This is a genomic window from Demequina lignilytica (genome assembly GCF_030418375.1).
GTDB lineage: Bacteria > Actinomycetota > Actinomycetes > Actinomycetales > Demequinaceae > Demequina > Demequina lignilytica.
Window position 1 is genome coordinate 30,991 of sequence record NZ_JAUHPZ010000003.1, and the last position, 16,680, is coordinate 47,670.

The 16,680-nt window shown below is 70.9% G+C and carries 15 protein-coding genes; 8 read left to right on the plus strand and 7 right to left on the minus strand.

Going from position 1 to position 16,680, the window contains the following annotated elements; genetic code table 11:
• The first annotated feature begins 129 nt into the window (after positions 1–129).
• The 3 genes from QQX13_RS06255 (at position 130) to QQX13_RS06265 (ending at position 4,632) form a co-directional block, all read left to right on the plus strand.
• Positions 130–1,617 (plus strand): M81 family metallopeptidase, encoded by a 1,488-nt coding sequence (locus tag QQX13_RS06255; RefSeq protein ID WP_301152838.1) that lies wholly within the window; start codon positions 130–132, stop codon positions 1,615–1,617.
• A 55-nt stretch (positions 1,618–1,672) separates the two neighbouring features.
• Entirely contained in the window at positions 1,673–3,064 is a 1,392-nt protein-coding gene (locus tag QQX13_RS06260) for an aminopeptidase P family N-terminal domain-containing protein (RefSeq protein ID WP_301118887.1), read from the plus strand.
• A gap of 71 nt (positions 3,065–3,135) precedes the next feature.
• A complete protein-coding gene (locus QQX13_RS06265; protein WP_301152840.1) occupies positions 3,136–4,632 on the plus strand; it encodes a M81 family metallopeptidase in 1,497 nt (498 codons plus the stop codon).
• 37 nt (positions 4,633–4,669) lie between these two features.
• Here the strand turns inward: QQX13_RS06265 and QQX13_RS06270 are convergent, their stop codons facing one another.
• The 3 genes from QQX13_RS06270 to QQX13_RS06280 form a co-directional block, all read right to left on the minus strand.
• Positions 4,670–5,668 carry a LacI family DNA-binding transcriptional regulator gene (locus QQX13_RS06270; protein ID WP_301152841.1) on the minus strand — a complete coding sequence of 333 codons (999 nt, stop codon included), beginning with the start codon at positions 5,666–5,668 and terminating at the stop codon, positions 4,670–4,672.
• A gap of 58 nt (positions 5,669–5,726) precedes the next feature.
• Positions 5,727–6,827, minus strand: a complete 1,101-nt coding sequence (locus QQX13_RS06275; protein ID WP_301152843.1) for an NADH:flavin oxidoreductase/NADH oxidase — start codon at positions 6,825–6,827, stop codon at positions 5,727–5,729.
• A gap of 83 nt (positions 6,828–6,910) precedes the next feature.
• Positions 6,911–7,786 carry a polysaccharide deacetylase family protein gene (locus QQX13_RS06280; RefSeq protein WP_301118883.1) on the minus strand — a complete coding sequence of 292 codons (876 nt, stop codon included), beginning with the start codon at positions 7,784–7,786 and terminating at the stop codon, positions 6,911–6,913.
• A 444-nt stretch (positions 7,787–8,230) separates the two neighbouring features.
• Here QQX13_RS06280 and QQX13_RS06285 point away from each other — a divergent pair, with 444 nt between their 5' ends.
• Positions 8,231–9,775, plus strand: coding sequence for an ABC transporter substrate-binding protein (locus QQX13_RS06285; protein WP_301152845.1), 1,545 nt, complete (start codon positions 8,231–8,233; stop codon positions 9,773–9,775).
• A 71-nt stretch (positions 9,776–9,846) separates the two neighbouring features.
• On the opposite strand, the gene QQX13_RS06290 is transcribed toward QQX13_RS06285, so the two are convergent.
• Entirely contained in the window at positions 9,847–10,881 is a 1,035-nt protein-coding gene (locus tag QQX13_RS06290; protein ID WP_301152847.1) for a LacI family DNA-binding transcriptional regulator, read from the minus strand.
• A 167-nt stretch (positions 10,882–11,048) separates the two neighbouring features.
• Between QQX13_RS06290 and QQX13_RS06295 the strand changes: the two genes are divergently transcribed.
• Both QQX13_RS06295 and QQX13_RS06300 read left to right on the plus strand, forming a co-directional pair.
• Positions 11,049–12,428: an MFS transporter gene (locus tag QQX13_RS06295; protein WP_301152849.1), complete on the plus strand. Its 1,380-nt coding sequence runs from the start codon at positions 11,049–11,051 to the stop codon at positions 12,426–12,428.
• A 22-nt stretch (positions 12,429–12,450) separates the two neighbouring features.
• Positions 12,451–13,140 carry an HAD family hydrolase gene (locus tag QQX13_RS06300; RefSeq protein ID WP_301152851.1) on the plus strand — a complete coding sequence of 230 codons (690 nt, stop codon included), beginning with the start codon at positions 12,451–12,453 and terminating at the stop codon, positions 13,138–13,140.
• On the opposite strand, the gene QQX13_RS06305 is transcribed toward QQX13_RS06300, so the two are convergent.
• Positions 13,121–13,486, minus strand: coding sequence for a RidA family protein (locus QQX13_RS06305; protein WP_301152853.1), 366 nt, complete (start codon positions 13,484–13,486; stop codon positions 13,121–13,123). The genes QQX13_RS06300 and QQX13_RS06305 overlap by 20 nt on opposite strands.
• A 113-nt stretch (positions 13,487–13,599) precedes the next feature.
• On the opposite strand from QQX13_RS06305, the gene QQX13_RS06310 reads away from it, so the two are divergent.
• Complete coding sequence (locus tag QQX13_RS06310; RefSeq protein ID WP_301152855.1) at positions 13,600–14,763, plus strand: low temperature requirement protein A; 1,164 nt, start codon at positions 13,600–13,602, stop codon at positions 14,761–14,763.
• 10 nt (positions 14,764–14,773) lie between these two features.
• Here the strand turns inward: QQX13_RS06310 and QQX13_RS06315 are convergent, their stop codons facing one another.
• A complete protein-coding gene (locus tag QQX13_RS06315) occupies positions 14,774–15,172 on the minus strand; it encodes a VOC family protein (RefSeq protein ID WP_301118876.1) in 399 nt (132 codons plus the stop codon).
• A 148-nt stretch (positions 15,173–15,320) separates the two neighbouring features.
• Entirely contained in the window at positions 15,321–16,406 is a 1,086-nt protein-coding gene (gene ychF, locus QQX13_RS06320) for a redox-regulated ATPase YchF (protein WP_301118875.1), read from the minus strand.
• A 58-nt stretch (positions 16,407–16,464) separates the two neighbouring features.
• Here ychF and QQX13_RS06325 point away from each other — a divergent pair, with 58 nt between their 5' ends.
• On the plus strand, positions 16,465–16,662 hold the full coding sequence (locus QQX13_RS06325; protein ID WP_301152857.1) for a hypothetical protein: 198 nt from the start codon (positions 16,465–16,467) through the stop codon (positions 16,660–16,662).
• Positions 16,663–16,680 lie beyond the last annotated feature (18 nt).

A 16,680-nucleotide genomic window follows, 5' to 3' on the forward strand; every position in this document is an offset into this window, starting at 1 on the left:
TTCGGACGCAAATCACCAGGTAGTCGGGCGGTCCCGACTCCCGAGCGCGGCGAGGGCGCGAAACGTAACAACTGCGCAACATAGCGCAATGTATAGTCCTGGTATCGGCACACCACCTCAGGAGCCCTCATGCGCATCGCCATCGCCGGATTCGGCCACGAGTCCACCATGTTCACCACCTACGAGACGCCCTACGAGTACTTCCACCTCCACCGCGGTGCGGAGCTGCTCGCCGAGTACGACCTCGAGGCGATCCTGGGCGACTGGAACGAGGGCATCGAGTGGCTGCCGACGCTGCGCGCGCAGGGCGCGGCGGGCGGCCCCGTGGAGCCCGAGGCCTACGACCGCATCGAGGCGGAGATCCTCGAGGGCCTCGCGGCGGCCATGCCGCTCGACGGCGTCTACCTGGACATGCACGGGGCCGCGCACGTGGTCGGCCGCGACCACGCGGAGGAGCGCATGCTGCGCAAGATCCGGGACCTGGTGGGTCCGGACTGCATCCTCTCGATGTCGATGGACCCCCACGGCAACCTGAGCGAGGAGCTCGCCTCGATGGTCGACCTCGCGACGTGCCACCGGTACTCGCCGCACACCGACAACCAGGTCTCGCGCGAGCGCTCGATCCGCAACCTGGTCGCCGTGCTGCGCGACGGCCGACGCCCGGTCCGGGCCTGGGTCCGCGTGCCGCTGCTGCTCCCGGGCGAGCGCACGTCGACGCAGGTCGAGCCCGGCGCGACGGTGTACGCGCTGGCGGAGGAGGCCTCCCACCGTCCCGGCGTCATCGACGCCGGCATGTGGGTCGGCTTCGCGTGGGCGGACGAGGACCGCAACGGCGCCGCCGTTATGGTGACCGGCGACGACGAGGACGCGGTGACCGCCACCGCCGCCGAGCTCGCCCAGGCGTACTGGGACGCGCGCGAGCGCTTCGAGATCGTCGCCGAGCACGGCACCTGGGACGAGGCGCTGGACAAGGCGCTCGCCGCGGACACCCCGCGACCGCTGTGGATCGCGGACGCGGGCGACAACATCACGGCCGGCGCCTCGGGCGACCTCACGTTCGCGCTCACGCGCACCCTCGAGCGGGAGGACTTCCTCGCCAGCGGCCTGTCGATCGTGTTCGAGGGCATCTGCGACCCGGAGTCCGTCGCGGCGGCCGTCGAGGTCGGCGTGGGCGGCGTGCTCGACCGCGCTATCGGCGCCACGGTCGACCACCGGTTCTCCCCCGCGGTCGCCGGGCCCTGGACGGTGCTCGAGCTGGTCGAGGGCCTCATGGGCGAGGGCGTCGTCGGCGCCGTCGTCGACAACGGCCAGGTGCACGTCTCCCTCCACGTGAGCCGCGTCAAGTTCACCAGCCTCGACGACCCGTCCGCGTGGCGCCGTCCGTACCGCGTGTGGCACGACGTCACCGGCTACGACGTGGTCGTCGTGAAGAACGGCTACATGTTCCCCGGCCAGAAGGCGCTCGCCGCCTCGACCTTCATGGCGCTGACCCCGGGCGGCACCGAGCTCGACTTCTCGCGGCTCGACTTCCAGAAGGTCTGGCGACCGATCTTCCCGCTCGACCACGACTTCGTCCCCGACCTGGCGCCGCGCATCCTGCCCGGCATCACCGCCTGAGATCAGTTCAGCGCGAGGCCGCCCAGCGGCGCCGCGCCAGCAGAAAGGAACACCCATGAGCAACCCCTGGGGGGTCACCCTCACCACCATCGACCTGCCGGAGTTCGAGCTCCCCCGCGAGATGCCCGAGATCCCGGCCGAGACGTACGCCGCCCGTGTCGAGGCGCTATACGCCGAGATGGACCGTCGCGGCCTCGACGCCGTCGCGGTCTACGGCGACCGCGAGCACTTCGCGAACACGGCCTTCCTCACGGGCTTCGACCCGCGGTACGAGGAGTCGCTGCTGATCTTCGTGCCCGGCCGCACCCCGACCTTCCTGGTGGGCAACGAGTCCGTCGGGTACGCGAGCAAGACGCCGTACCCGGTCGAGATCATCCGCCAGTCGAAGTTCAGCCTGGTCGGGCAGCCCGACCCCGACGACGTCGAGCTCGTCGACCAGCTCGCAGCCGCCGGCCTCGGCGCGGAGTCGGTGCGCAAGGTCGGTCTCGTGGGCTGGAAGTACTGGACCGGCGCCAGCACCTCCGGCTGGATCGACGTCCCCCACTTCATCGTCTCCGAGCTCGCCACCCTCGCGGGCGAGCTGGTCAACGCGACCGACATCTTCACCGACCCCGACTCCGGTCTGCGCCTGCACAACGACGTGGACCAGCTCGCGTACTTCGAGTTCGCCGCCTCGCACGGCTCGCAGGCGATGCGCCGCCTCATCTCGGGCATCCGGCCGGGCATGACGGAGCTCGAGGCCTCCAGCCTCATGAACCCGATCATGCTGCCGTTCAACTACCACCCGACCATGCTGAGCGGCGACCTCCACACCTCGTGGGGTGTCGCGAGCCCGACCAGCCGGGTGATGTCCGTGGGCGAGCGCGTGTGCGCGGGCCTCGGCTACTGGGGCTCGAACACCGCGCGCGCCGGATACCTCGCCGAGGACGCCTCGCAGATCCCCGCGGACCAGCAGGCCTACGTTGAGAAGATCGTGGCCCCGTACTACGCCACGGCCGCCGCCTGGTACGAGACCATCCGGATCGGCCTGACCGCCGGCGAGCTGTACGACGTCACCGCGAGCCGCATCGGCGACCCGTACTACGGGGTGTTCCTCAACCCCGGCCACAGCATCCACCTCGACGAGTGGCCCGTGTCCGCCGTCAAGGAGGGCTCGACCACGGTCTTCACGTCGGGCAACGCGCTGCAGCTCGACATCATCCCCGGCACCGTCTCGGGCATGCAGAACTCGCAGATCGAGGACGGCATCATCCTCGCCGACGACGCGCTGCAGGCGTCCCTGACCGCCAAGTACCCCGCGATGATGGCGCGCGTGCAGCAGCGCCGCGACATGCTCGCGAACGTGTTCGGCATCACCCTGCACGAGTCGGTGCTGCCGCTGTCGAACACCGCCGGATACCTGCCGCCGTTCTGGCTCTCTCCGACGACGGCGATGGTGCGCGGCTGACCTCAGACCGACCCGCCCCTGCTGCCGCTCCCCCGCATCGTCCACCCGCTCCCGATCCCCAGGAGGCCACCATGCACATCGTCATCGCCGGATTCGGCACCGAGTCGAGCACATTCTCACGCCACGTGATGCGCGCCCAGGACTTCACGATCCACCGCGGCGCGGATCTCGAGGGGCTCTACGACCTCGAGGAGGCTGCCGGCGGGACCGAGGTCCGCTGGACCACCGTCATGCGCGCCTACGGCGGCGCCGGCGGACCGGTGGATCCTGACGCCTACGCGGCGTTCCGCGGCGAGATCGTCGACGGTCTCGCCGCGGCGCACGATGCCCGCCCGCTCGACGGCATCTACCTCGACCTTCACGGTGCCGCGCATGTGCCGGGCATCGAGGGGGCCGAGGAGGACCTGCTGCGCGGGATCCGCGACGCCGTCGGCGACGGCCCCGTGATCTCCGTCTCGATGGACACCCACGGCAACTTCAGCCGCGAGCTGGCCGCGCTGGTCGACCTCGGGATCTGCTTCCGTCACGCGCCCCACATCGACGCCTTCGCGGTGCGCAACCGCGCCGTCCGCAAGCTCGTCGAGGTGCTGCAGGACGGGCGCCGGCCCCTCAAGGCGTACGTGCGCATCCCGCTGCTGCTGCCGGGCGAGCGCACCTCGACCGTGGTCGAGCCCGGGGCGACCGTGTTCGGCGCGATCGAGCCGTCCGCGGACCGCCACGGTGCCGTCGACGCCAGCCTGTGGGTGGGGTTCGCCTGGGCGGACGAGGCGCGGGTCGGGGCGGCCGTCATGGTCACGGGGCATGACGAGGCCGCGATCACGGCCTGCGCGCGGGAGCTCGCGAGCTCCTACTGGGACGCGCGGGAACGGTTCGTGCTGAGCGCCGATCTCCACGGCCCGTGGGACGCGGCGCTCGACCACCTCCTCACCTCACCGCCCGCGCCGATGTTCATCAGCGACTCCGGCGACAACGTCACCGCGGGCTCCGCGGGCGACATCACCTACGCTCTCGAGCGGACGCTCGCGCGTGAGGACGTCCTCGCGAGCGGCGCGCGCATCCTGTTCGCCGGGCTCACCGATCCGGCCGCGGTGGCCGCGGCGGTCGCCGCGGGCCCGGGCGCGCGGCTGCGCGTGGCCGTCGGTGCCGGGATCGACGACCGCTACGGCGCCCCGGTGGAGCGCGACTGGCTGGTGGTGCGCACCGTCGACGGCGTGCTCGGCGAGGGCGCCGTGGGCGCGGTGCTGCGCACGGGCACGATCGACGTGATGGTCCAGTCCGGGCGGTCCTACTTCGTGGATCCTGCGGTGATCGGCGGCATGACCGGCCGCCGGCTCAAGGACCATGCCTACATCCCGGTCGACGGGTACGACGCCGTGGTGGTGAAGAACGGCTACCTGTTCCCCGATCAGGCCGCGAAGGCGGCGAGCTGGTTCATGGCGATCACGCCGGGTGGCACCGACCTGGACATGGACCGGCTCGCGTTCTCCCGGGTGTCGCGGCCGATGCATCCGCTCGACCGCGACGTGCGCGCGGACCTCACGCCCGAGATCCTGCCGACGCGCAGCTGAAGCCCGGTCCGGCTGACGGGGCGCGCGGCGGGCCCCGTCAGCGGGACGGCGCGGCCGCGGAGCGGCCGATGACCAGGCGCACGGGCACCGTGATGGACGACGCCTCGCGCCCGGGGCTCTCCCACCGGTCGAAGAGCAGCTCGAGCGCGCGCCGCGCGATCAGCTCCGACGCGGTCCGCAGCGTCGTGAGGCGGGGGGAGACGTGGCTGGCGCCGGGCACATCATCGAACCCCACGATCGACAGATCCCCAGGAATCCCGATCCCCAGGTTCCGCGCCCCCGCCATCATCCCCAACGCGATCGCATCCGACGCCGCGAACACCGCCGTCGGACGCTGCGGAGCCGCCAACAGATGCGACAACGCACCGATCCCGAACTCCTCCGAGAAATCCCCCGCCAACGAGAACTGCGCCTCAGGATCCAGACCCGCCCGCACACACGCATCCACGAACCCACGCCGACGCTCCCGCACCGACGCCAACGACTCCGGACCCGTCACCAACGCGATCCGCTCATGACCCAACGCCGCCAGATGAGCCGTCGCCTGATACGCCCCCGCATAGTCATCCACGACCACCGTGTCCACCGGCGGCGCATCCACCAGAGCCTCATCGATCACCACCACCGGCATCCCCGACCCGATCAACCGCGCCAACGCAGCATTCGACGTCGTCGACCCCGCATACACGATCCCCGCCAGCTCCTTCGCCGCGAACAGCTCCACATAATCCGCCTGACGGCCCGGTCCTCCGGCGGCTGAGGCGAGCACCACGGACACGCCGTCGGCGTCGGCGAGGCGCACGATCTCGTCGGCGATCCTCCCGAAGTACTGGTCCCCGAGGCTCGGCACGATCACGCCGATCGGGCCGGGACCCGTGGAGCGGGGCGCGGTCGCGACGCGCTCGAAGCCCGTGCTCGCGATCGCGTCGCGCACCCGGGCCTCCGTGCCGTCGCTCAGCCGGAGGCGGCCGTTGAGATACCGCGACAGCGTGGACGTCGCCACGCCTGCCACGGCGGCCACCTCGTGGAGCCTCACGGCCCGGTCCTCCGGCGAGCGCTGCATCGTCCCCCCTGGTCGTCGTCCGCGCGCCGCGTCAGCGGTACGCGCGGAAGTAGCGCGGCTCGATGGTGGCGGCGCCCGTGAGCTCGCGCTCGGCGCGGCGGGCCCAGTGCGGGTCGCGCAGCATCTCGCGACCGAGCAGGACCACGTCGGCCTCGCCCTCGGCGACGATGCGCTCGGCCAGGGCGGGCTCCGCGATCATGCCGACGGCGGCGGTGGCGATCTGCGCGCCGGAGCGCACCGTCGCGGAGCCGGGCACCTGGTAGCCGGGCGACGGGTCGTACTCGACGCCCGCGATCAGCCCGCCGGACGAGCAGTCGATCATGTCGACGCCACGGTCCTTGAGCCGGCGCGCGAGATCGGCGCTGTCGGCGGCGGTCAGGCCGCCCGGGGCGACGTCGTCGACCGAGAGGCGCACGATCAGCGGCATCGAGTCGGGCAGCTGCGCGCGCACGGCGTCCACGACCTTGAGAAGGAGCAGCTCCTTGTCCTGGCCCCACTCGTCCGTGCGCGGGTTGGTCACGGGCGAGAGGAACTCGTGGACCAGGTAGCCGTGAGCGGCGTGCAGCTCGACGGCGTCGAAGCCCGCGACCGCGGCGAGGCGCGCGGCGTTGCCGAAGTCCGCCACCACCTGCTCGAGGTCCGCGGTGGTGCCCTCACGCGGGATCTTGTAGGAGCCGAAGGCCTCGCCCGAGGCGCCGATGGTCTCCCACCCGCCGTGCGCATCGTCCGCGATCGACCCGCGCTCGTCGCGCGGGTCGATCGCGAGCGCCCGGTACAGGCTGCCCTTGCGGCCGGTGTGCCCGAGCTGGACCGCGATCGCGGCGCCCGCGCGGTGGACGGTGTCCGTGACCACGCGCCACGCGTGCGCGTGCTCCTCTGTCCACAGCCCGGCGTCCTTCGCCGAGACCCGGCCCTCGGGGCTGACCCCGGTGGCCTCCGTGATGATCAGGCCCGCGCCACCCAGCGCGAACTGCCCGTAGTGGGCGGCGTGCCACGCGTTGACGCAGCCCGACTCGTCGTCGACGGCGAACATGCACATCGGCGACACCCCGACCCTGTTGCGCAGCTCGAGATCGCGCAGGCGGAGCGGAGCGAACAGCGCCGAGGTACGGGTGACAGCGGTGGTGGTCATGCGGGTGCTTCCTGTTCGTGGGGTGGTCTCGGTGCGGGCCCGCGACGCCAGCGCGGCGCCGGTCCAGGGCCCGGAGGGCAGCATCAGCGGGCGTGGAAGGCGCCCGAGGCGCGCCACTGCTCGAGCGGGTTCGCGGTGCGGAACTCCTCCGCGATGTGGCCCATCGTCGAGAACTGGATGCCCGGCTTCGACTTGATGTGCTCGAGGAGGCCGTCGAGCATGCGGATCGAGCGGCCGCGGCCGATGACCTCGGGGTGCATCGACAGCACCCACATGCCGCCGGGGCACTCGTCGTAGGCGAAGTCGAACTCGGCCTGCCAGATCTCGCGGACGGCGGAGGGCTCGCGCTGCGCGTCCGAGAAGCCGGGCGCGAGCTCGAGCAGCGGGTAGTCGTCGAGCGCCCAGGAGAACGGCAGCTCGACGATGTCGATGCTGGTGCCGAACTGGTAGGGACCGTCGTGCGTCCAGGAGTCGCCCTCGCGCATGTAGTACGGCAGGTAGTCGGAGCCGAGCAGCGAGCTGTCGTACCGGATGCCGTGCTCCTTGAGCAGGTCGATCGTCGCCGGGCCGAACTCGCCGGACGGGGCACGGTAGCCCGCAGGGGTGACGCCGATGCGGGCGAGCTGCTCGAGGCCCTTGTCGAAGATGCGCCGCTCCTCCGCCTCGGTGGCGTCCTTGAGGTTCTCGTGGACCCAGCCGTGGTGACCGACCTCGTGGCCGGCGTCGACGATCGAGCGGCACAGGTCCGTGTACGCGTGGATGGTGTGGCCGGGGATGAAGAACGTCGCGGTGATGTCGTGCTTGGCGAGCAGGCCGAGCACGCGGGGCAGCGCGTAGGCGCCGAACTCGCCGCGGGAGACGCCCGGCAGCGTGTGCGTGCGGTCCTTGATCCAGCTGGACAGCGCATCGAAGTCGAACGTCAGCGCGACGTGGAGGCGGGGGGCGGGGCTGTCGGCCATGAGGTGCTCCTTGCGGTGATGAGGAAGTGCGCGATGCCTGATCTGGATCGGCACCGGCGCGCCGGCTGCGCATGACGCAGTGGTGCTGTTTCGCTACAAAACCAGAGCAATGTTGCGCATGATTGCGCGGCTGTTACCGGCATGTAAAAACTTACAGGTGTCCAGGACCCCCGGAACGGCCCGATTGAGGGCCATCTGGGCACGAACGGGCACCGCGTTCTGACCGCGACAGGCATGCGCGATAGGGCTCTTTAGCAGGGCTTATGCTTGTCCGGCGGCTTGATTTCGGCAGAAAGTGCCCGATACGGCCGACAGCCGCTCAACCCCAAGTGACAACTAGGTTTCTTCGCAAAATCCACACATCATTGCCCTCGTTCTTTGCTACGGTGGCGGCACCCCGGCGGTCAGACCAGGCGACCGCGGGCGATCCCAAGGAGAGAACTGATGTCTCGAATTCACGCAACGATGGCCACGGCCGCCGTCGCTGTGCTGGCGCTGGCCGGCTGCGCGGCGAGCGGATCGGACGCGGGCGACAGCAGCGCGACCACCGATGGCGGCAGCGGCATCACCGAGCTGCGGCTGGGCGTCACCACGCAGCCCGCCACGCTCGACCCCGCGGGCGGCGCCTGGGGCGCGCGCTCGGCCTTCTACCAGGCGGCCTACGACACGCTGATCCGCCAGACCGCGGACGGCGAGCTCGAGCCCATGATCGCGTCGGGCTGGGAGCTCAGCGAGGACAGCCTCACGCTGACCCTCACCATCCAGGACGGCATCACCTTCACCGACGGCACCGACCTCACCAGCGAGGACGTCGTCGCCAGCCTCCAGCGCTTCAAGGACGGCACGTCCGAGAACGCGGGCGACCTCGCCGACGTGTCCGAGATCACCGCGATCGACGACTACACGGTCGAGCTCACGCTCAGCGCGCCCAACCCGGCGATCCTCTACATGCTCTCGCGCACCGCCGGCCTCGTCGCCAGCGCCGACGCGATCGAGGAGGGCGTCGACCTCGCGACCGAGACCGTCGGCTCCGGCCCCTACATCCTCGACACCGCTGCCACGGTGTCCGGATCGAGCTACGTCTACACGGCCAACCCCGACTACTGGGCTCCCGAGCTCCAGAACTTCGAGACGCTCGTCATCAACGTCTACGACGAGCAGACGGCCGCGCTGAACGCCATCAAGGGTGGAGACATCGACGTGGCCCGCCTCACCAGCAACTCCAACATCCCCGAGATCGAGGCCTCGGGCTGGAGCGTCGTGGGCAACGAGCTCGACGTGTTCGGCCTCCAGCTGTACGACCGCGGCGGCGAGATGAGCGAGGCGCTCGGCGACGTCCGCGTCCGCCAGGCGATCAACTACGCGTTCGACAAGGAGGCGATGCTCGAGGCGCTCGAGTCCGGCTACGGCACCGTCACCGCCCAGGTGTTCCCGTCGACCTCGGAGGCCTTCGACCCGGCGCTCGACGAGTACTACACCTACGACCCCGAGAAGGCCCTCGAGCTCATGGCCGAGGCGGGCTACGCGGACGGCCTGGAGCTCTCGATGATGAGCACCGCGCTGCTTCCGGACGCCCTCTACACGCTGATCGCCCAGCAGCTCGCGGAGATCGGCATCACGGCGGTCTACACCGACCCGGGCGCCAACCTGTTCGCGGACCTGCTCGCCCCGAAGTTCCCGGCCGCGTACTTCGGCCTCGAGCGCAACACCGACTGGCAGCTGATCCAGTTCGCGCTCGCGCCCACCGCGACCTTCAACCCGTTCCACTACGAGGACCCGCAGGTGAACGAGTACATCGAGACCATCCAGTACGGCGACGCCGAGACCCAGGCCGCGACGGCCGCGGAGCTCAACGCGTACATCGTCGAGCAGGCGTGGTTCGCACCGTTCTACACGGTGCAGGGCTCGGTGGCCGTGAGCCCCGACTTCACCGTCGACATGCTCGTGTCCAACTACCTGCCGGCCGTGTACGACATCGCGGCGGCCTGATCCCCCGCTCCTCCCGAGCACGAGGGCCCCGTTCCGATCGGAACGGGGCCCTCGTGGCGTTCAGGAAGAGGTCAGGCGCTCGGAGGCGCCGACGACTCGCCGACCACGAGCACCACCGGCGTCACGGAGCGGCGCACCGGGGCGTCCGGGTCGTCGATGCGCGCCGAGAGCATCGACAGCGCGGAGCTCGCCATGCGGTCGAGCGGCGTGCGGATGGTCGTGAGGCGGGGGGAGACGTGGCTGGCGCCGGGCACATCATCGAACCCCACGATCGACAGATCCCCAGGAATCCCGATCCCCAGGTTCCGCGCCCCCGCCATCATCCCCAACGCGATCGCATCCGACGCCGCGAACACCGCCGTCGGACGCTGCGGAGCCGCCAACAGATGCGACAACGCACCGATCCCGAACTCCTCCGAGAAATCCCCCGCCAACGAGAACTGCGCCTCAGGATCCAGACCCGCCCGCACACACGCATCCACGAACCCACGCCGACGCTCCCGCACCGACGCCAACGACTCCGGACCCGTCACCAACGCGATCCGCTCATGACCCAACGCGGCCAGATGAGCCGTCGCCTGATACGCCCCCGCATAGTCGTCCACCACCACCGTGTCCACCGGCGGCGCATCCACCAGAGCCTCATCGATCACCACCACCGGCATCCCCGACCCGATCAACCGCGCCAACGCGGCATTCGACGTCGTCGACCCCGCATACACGATCCCCGCCAGCTCCTTCGCCGCGAACAGCTCCACATAATCCGCCTGACGGCGGACCTGGTTGAAGGTCGAGGCGATGAGGACGGCGAGGCCGAAGGAGTCGGCGCTGCGCACCACGTTCTCCGCGATGCCGCCGAAGTAGGCGTTGCCGATGCGGGGCACCACCAGGCCGATGACGCCCTTCGAGGACGACGAGCGTGACGACCCCGAGGTCCGGGAGTACCCGACCTCCTCGATCGCCTGCATGACGCGCGACTCGGTCTCCGGGCGCAGCTCGAGCTGGCCGTTGAGGAAGCGGGAGACCGTCGAGACGGCGACCCCGGCGCGCTCCGCGACATCGTGGAGGCTCGGTCGCCGCGTGGATCTCAGTGCTTCGTTGGCCATGCGCCCCATCCTTGGAATCGGTATCCGCACAAACGTAACGCACGTGTTGCACGTGTGCGACCAGGCGCGGCGTAGGTCACACGGGTGGGGTTGCCCATTGACCGTTGCGCATTGTTGCGCAATACTCTGATGTCATGTTCCAGAGCGCCTCACACGGTCGCGCACATGTGCGCGAGACCGTTGCGATCGCCGCGGTCGCCTCCAGCGCCCTGCTCGCGTCGCTCCTCCAGACGATCATGACGCCGCTCGTCCCGGTGCTTCCCGGCGTCTTCGACGCGAGTGCCGCCGCGGTCTCGTGGGTGCTCACCGCGGCGCTGCTCGCCGCCTGCGCGACCGCGCCGATGACCGGCCGGCTCGGCGACATCCTGGGCAAGAAGCACGTGCTCGTGGGCCTGCTCGCGGTCATCGCGATCGGCTCGGTGATCGGCGCGCTCTCGACCTCGCTCGGCGGCGTGATCACCGCCCGCGCCTTCCAGGGCGTCGGCCTCGGCGTCATGGCTCTCAACGTGGGCGTCCTGCGCGACACCGTGTCACCCCAGCGGCTCACCGGCGCGATCGCCTCCGTGAGCGCGAGCAACGGCATCGGCGGGGCGCTCGGCCTGCCGCTGTCGGCCACCATCGGCGAGCTGTTCGACTGGCACGGGCTGTTCTGGCTCGCCAGCATCCTCGCGACCCTGTGCGGCGTCGCGATCATGGTGTTCGTCCGCGGCGGCAACCGCCGCACGCCGGCCCGGTTCGACTGGGCGGGCGGCGTGGTGCTCGCCGCCGGCCTGACGTCCGTGGTCCTCGCGATCTCGCAATGGCCCGAGTGGCACGCGTCGGTGTGCGCGCCGATGCTCGGCCTCGGGCTCGGCACCCTCGGCCTCTGGGCGTGGCTGCAGCTGCGCACCCGCGATCCCCTCATCGACCTCCGGATGGTCTTCCGCGGCCCCGTGCTGATGGTGAACCTCATCACGATCATGAGCGGCTTCACGTGGTTCGCCATCCCCGGCCTGGTGGCCCGCCTGCTGCAGAGCCAGGACGGGTCGGGCCCCGGGCTCGACCTGGACATGATCACGGCGAGCCTCGTGATCATCCCCACCGGCCTCAGCATGCTGCTCGGCGCGCCGCTCGCGCGTCGGCTCATCGCCCGGTTCGGCACCCGCACCGTCATCCGCACCGGCTCGCTCCTCACCGGCGCCGCCTACGTGGTCGGGCTGATCTGGATGGACCACCCGTGGCAGCTGTCGATCGTCGCCGGCATGGTCGGCATCGGCTCCGTGATGATCTTCACCTCCGCGGCCCTCGCGATCGTCGGCGCGGTGCCCGTGCACGGCACCGGTGCCGCCAACGCGGTCAACTCCGTGCTCCGGTGGCTCGGCTCGACCGTCGCCGCCGCCGTGCTCGGCGCGATCCTCGCGGGCATCGCGACCTCGTACGACGGCATCCCGGTCCCCACGGCGCCCGCGTATCATCTGAGCTTCATCCTCGCGGCCGCGGCCGGCCTCATCGGCTGGATCCTCGGCGCCTTCCTGCCCCGGCATCGTCCCCTCCCCCAGCGCGCCTGAGCGCCCGACCACCGGAGTCCCCATGCGCACCCCTCTGAAGGCCCTCCTCTTCGACCTCGACGGCACCCTGGCCGACACCGAGCCCACGTGGCTGGCCGCGAAGGCCGCGGTCGCGCGACGTCACGGCATCGACTGGTCCGAGAGCGACGGCATCGCGTCGATCGGCCAGGCCACCGAGGTCTACAGCGCCGAGTTCGTGCGCCGCGGCGCCACCGGCTCCGTGCGCGACGTCGGCGATGAGATCTCCGCGGAGGTCGCCCGCCGGCTCTCCCAGGGCGTCAGCTGGCGCCCCGGGGCCCTGGAGCTGCTGCTCGCCGCCACCGCGGAAGGAGTCGCGACGGCGCTGGTCACCATGTCCTACCGGGGCATCGCCGAGACCGTCCGCGCGCAGGTACCCGGACGGGCCTTCGACGTGATCGTCGCGGGCGACGACGTCAGCCGCTCGAAGCCTCACCCCGAGCCCTACCTCACGGCGCTCGCCGCGCTCGACGTCTCCCCCGCCGAGGCGGTAGCGATCGAGGACACGCAGTCCGGGGCCTCGAGCGCCGAGGGCGCGGGACTGCGCACCGTCGTGGTGCCGTCGCACTCGCCGGTGGTCGCGGCGCCCCGGCGGTGGATCACCGACTCGCTGAGCCTGGTGGACCTCCCGATGCTGCGGGCGCTGCTGAGCCAGGAGCAGGAGCTCGCGGAGGTCACCCGCGGTACGCGGTGACCTCGATCTCGATGCGCATCGCCGGGTCGATCAGCCCGCACTCCTGCATGGTGGCCGCGGGCCGCACGTCTCCGAACCAGCGACGCAGGACCGGCCAGCAGGCCTCGAAGTCGGAGGCGTCCGGGAGCAGGTAGCGCACCCGCACCACGTCTGACATCGCGAAGCCTCCCTCCTCCAGCGCCGCCGCGATGATCGCGAGCGCCGCATCGGCCTGCCCGGCCGGGTCGGCGCTCGCGGTGCTGGTGGTGCCCGACACGAAGCACCAGTCCCCCTGGACCACCGCGCGCGAGTACGCGACGCGCTCCTCCCAGGGGCCGCCGGAACCGATCAGCCTGCGCTCGCTCATGGGGCCGATGCTCTCATGCCCGCGGAGGCCTTCCGCGGGCAGAGGCGCTCTGGCAGGGTGAGGCCATGACTGCGGGAGCGCGCGGGGACGGCGGACGGTTCAGGCTGCTGCCGATGAGGCCGCGGGACCCCGGCGAGGAGCACCGCGCCGCCACGCCGCTCGAGCTGTTCTTCGACCTCGTGTTCGTGGTCGCCGTCAGCATCGCCGCGTCGGAGCTCCACCACGCGCTCGCCGAGGCGCACATCGCGAGCGGCCTCGCCGGCTATCTGCTGGTCTTCTTCGGAATCTGGTGGGCGTGGATGAACTTCACGTGGTTCGCCACGTCCTTCGCGACCGACGACTGGCTCTACCGCACGCTCGTGGTGCTGCAGATGGCGGGCGTGCTGGTGCTCGCGGCGGGCATCGGCCCCGCGTTCACCGAGGGCGACCTGGTGCTGCTCGTGCTCGGCTACGTGGTGATGCGCGTGGCGATGATCGCTCAGTGGCTGCGCGCGGCCCGGCGAGCGGGAGACGTCCGCACCACCGCGCTGACCTATGCGGTCGGCATCGGCGTGCTCCAGGTGCTCTGGCTCGCGATGCTGCTCCTCCCGGACTCGCCGTTCCGCGCCGCGGTGGTGGTAACGCTGATCGTCGCGGAGCTCGCCGTACCCGTGGTCGCGGAGCGACGCTCCCCCACTCCCTGGCATCCCCACCACATCACCGAGCGGTACGGGCTCTTCACCATCATCGTCGTGGGCGAGAGCCTGCTCGCCGCGTCGAACGCGATCATCGAGGCGCTGCATGGCGGCGAGGATCTCGCCTCCCTCGCCTCCCTGGCCGCGCTGGCGCTCGTGATCGCCGCCGCGCTGTGGTGGATCTACTTCTGGCCGCCGCACCACCTCGAGATCGGGTCCTTCTGGGGCGCCCTTCGCTGGGGCTACGCCCACTACCTGGTGTTCGCCTCCGCGGCGGCGGTGTCCGCGGGGATCGAGGTCGAGATCGACGCGATGACGGACGAGACGCATCTCAGCGAGGCCGCCGCATCGTTCACCGTGACCGTGCCGGTCGCGATCTTCATGCTGGTGATCTGGTGGATCACCGTGCGGCACCACGCGAACCGCGCGGTCCACGTCGCGGTGCTCGGCGGGGCGGGGCTGGTGCTCGCGGACCCGCTGCTCCCGCTGCCGTTCGCGGTGACGGCGATCGTGCTGGTCGGCGTCGTGGTGGTGCTGGTGCTGAACCCGCCTCAGGCGGGCCGTGCCGAGACCGAGCAGCCGCTGGTCGAGGAGGACGCGTAGCCAGCCCGCCTCAGGCGAGGTTGATCTGCCAGGAGACCCCGAAGCGGTCGTTGACCCAGGCGAAGCGGGAGGAGAATCCGTAGCCGTCGAGCGGCATGAGCGTCGCGCCACCGTCGGCGAGCGCCTCGACCAGCCGCTCCTGCTGCTCCGGCGAGCCGGCCTCGATCCAGATCGACAGCGACGGGGTGAAGCCGAACTCATGGTCGATGAAGCTGTCGGAGACGTAGAACTCCTGGCCCGCGATGCGGAACCGGCCGCGCATGATGGTGCCCTCGGGCGCGGGACCGCCCGGCGGGTACTCGTCGAGATCGAGGATCTCGCCGTCCTCGAACAGCGAGGTGTAGAGGGCGACGGCCTCACGGCCGACGCCACCCTGGAACATGAGGAACGGGATCGCCTTGTCGGTCATGCCGCGAGCGTAGCCCGGGCTCGGCGCCTTCACACGGCGGGGCGGAGGGCCCGCCCTACCGGCGTCGAACCCGTGCGCCCGCGCCGGACCTGAGTGCCGCGCGTGTCCCCGGCACGGACACCCATGCCCGGCCGGCGCGCGCGACGGGTCAGACGTTGAACCTGAACTCCACCACGTCGCCGTCCTGCATGACGTAGTCCTTGCCCTCGATGCGGACCTTGCCGGCCGCCTTCGCGGACGCCATCGATCCGGCGTCGAGCAGGTCGCCGAAGTGGACCACCTCGGCCTTGATGAAGCCGCGCTCGAAGTCGGTGTGGATGACACCGGCGGCCTGCGGCGCGGTCCAGCCCTTGCGGATGGTCCACGCGCGGGCCTCTTTGGGGCCGGCGGTCAGGTAGGTCTGGAGGCCGAGCGTGTCGAAGCCGACCCGCGCGAGCTGGTCCAGGCCCGACTCGTCCTGGCCGTTCTCCGCGAGCATCTCGCGGGCCTCGTCCTCGGTGAGCTCGACGAGCTCCGCCTCGAACTTGGCGTCGAGGAAGATCGCCTCCGCGGGCGCGACCTGGGCCGCCAGGGCGGCCTTCTTGTCGGCGTCGAGCAGGCCCGCATCGTCCGTGTTGAACACGTAGATGAAGGGCTTGGCCGTGAGCAGGTTGAACTCCTTCACCTCCGCGAGGTCGAGCTTCGCGTCGGCCGCGCCGGCGCTCAGCGCCTTGCCGGACTCGAGGATCTCCTTCGCGGTGGTCGCCGCGGCGAGGAGGTTGGCGTCGGCCTTCTTGGCGCGCACCTCCTTCTCGAGGCGCGGGACGACCTTCTCCAGCGTCTGGAGGTCCGCGAGGATCAGCTCCGTGTTGATGGTCTCGATGTCGGAAGCCGCGTCGACCTTGCCGTCGACGTGGATGACGTCGGGGTCCTCGAACGCGCGCGTGACCTGGCAGATCGCGTCGGCCTCGCGGATGTTCGCGAGGAACGCGTTGCCGAGGCCCTCGCCCTCGGAGGCGCCCTTGACGATGCCCGCGATGTCGACGAACGACACCGTCGCCGGCACCTCGCGCTCCGAGCCGAACACCTCGGCGAGCTGGCCCAGGCGGGCGTCGGGAAGCGGGACCACGCCGACGTTGGGCTCGATGGTCGCGAACGGGTAGTTCGCGGCGAGCACCTCCGCGCGGGTCAGGGCGTTGAACAGGGTGGACTTGCCCACGTTGGGCAGGCCGACGATTCCGATAGTGAGAGCCACGGGGGACGAGTCTACCGGCGACAGGTCCCGCACCGTCCCCGAGGCCTACCCTGAGGCCATGACGTTCGACGAGATCTTCAACCCGGGCGCCGGCCACGCGCGCGAGCAGGAGGCCGTCGACAAGGTCCGCCCGGCCACCGAGGTGGTCGGCGAGGCGCCGCCCTTCCCCGACGATGCGGAGCAGGCCGGGGTGGTGATCCCGCCCCTCGACCCGGTGGCGCCATTCGAGCCGAAGCGTCGCCGCGCATCGTCCTGACGCCGCCTCCGCATCGCC

Coding starts and splice junctions, on each gene's coding strand:
- QQX13_RS06325 (WP_301152857.1), top strand. CDS start 16,465: ATGACGTTCGACGAGATCTTCAACCCGGGCGCCGGCCACGCGCGCGAG.
- QQX13_RS06275 (WP_301152843.1), bottom strand. CDS start 6,827: ATGACCACCACCGCTGTCACCCGTACCTCGGCGCTGTTCGCTCCGCTC.
- QQX13_RS06315 (WP_301118876.1), bottom strand. CDS start 15,172: ATGACCGACAAGGCGATCCCGTTCCTCATGTTCCAGGGTGGCGTCGGC.
- QQX13_RS06300 (WP_301152851.1), top strand. CDS start 12,451: ATGCGCACCCCTCTGAAGGCCCTCCTCTTCGACCTCGACGGCACCCTG.
- QQX13_RS06305 (WP_301152853.1), bottom strand. CDS start 13,486: ATGAGCGAGCGCAGGCTGATCGGTTCCGGCGGCCCCTGGGAGGAGCGC.
- QQX13_RS06310 (WP_301152855.1), top strand. CDS start 13,600: ATGAGGCCGCGGGACCCCGGCGAGGAGCACCGCGCCGCCACGCCGCTC.
- QQX13_RS06255 (WP_301152838.1), top strand. CDS start 130: ATGCGCATCGCCATCGCCGGATTCGGCCACGAGTCCACCATGTTCACC.
- QQX13_RS06280 (WP_301118883.1), bottom strand. CDS start 7,786: ATGGCCGACAGCCCCGCCCCCCGCCTCCACGTCGCGCTGACGTTCGAC.
- QQX13_RS06265 (WP_301152840.1), top strand. CDS start 3,136: ATGCACATCGTCATCGCCGGATTCGGCACCGAGTCGAGCACATTCTCA.
- QQX13_RS06260 (WP_301118887.1), top strand. CDS start 1,673: ATGAGCAACCCCTGGGGGGTCACCCTCACCACCATCGACCTGCCGGAG.
- QQX13_RS06285 (WP_301152845.1), top strand. CDS start 8,231: ATGTCTCGAATTCACGCAACGATGGCCACGGCCGCCGTCGCTGTGCTG.
- QQX13_RS06290 (WP_301152847.1), bottom strand. CDS start 10,881: ATGGCCAACGAAGCACTGAGATCCACGCGGCGACCGAGCCTCCACGAT.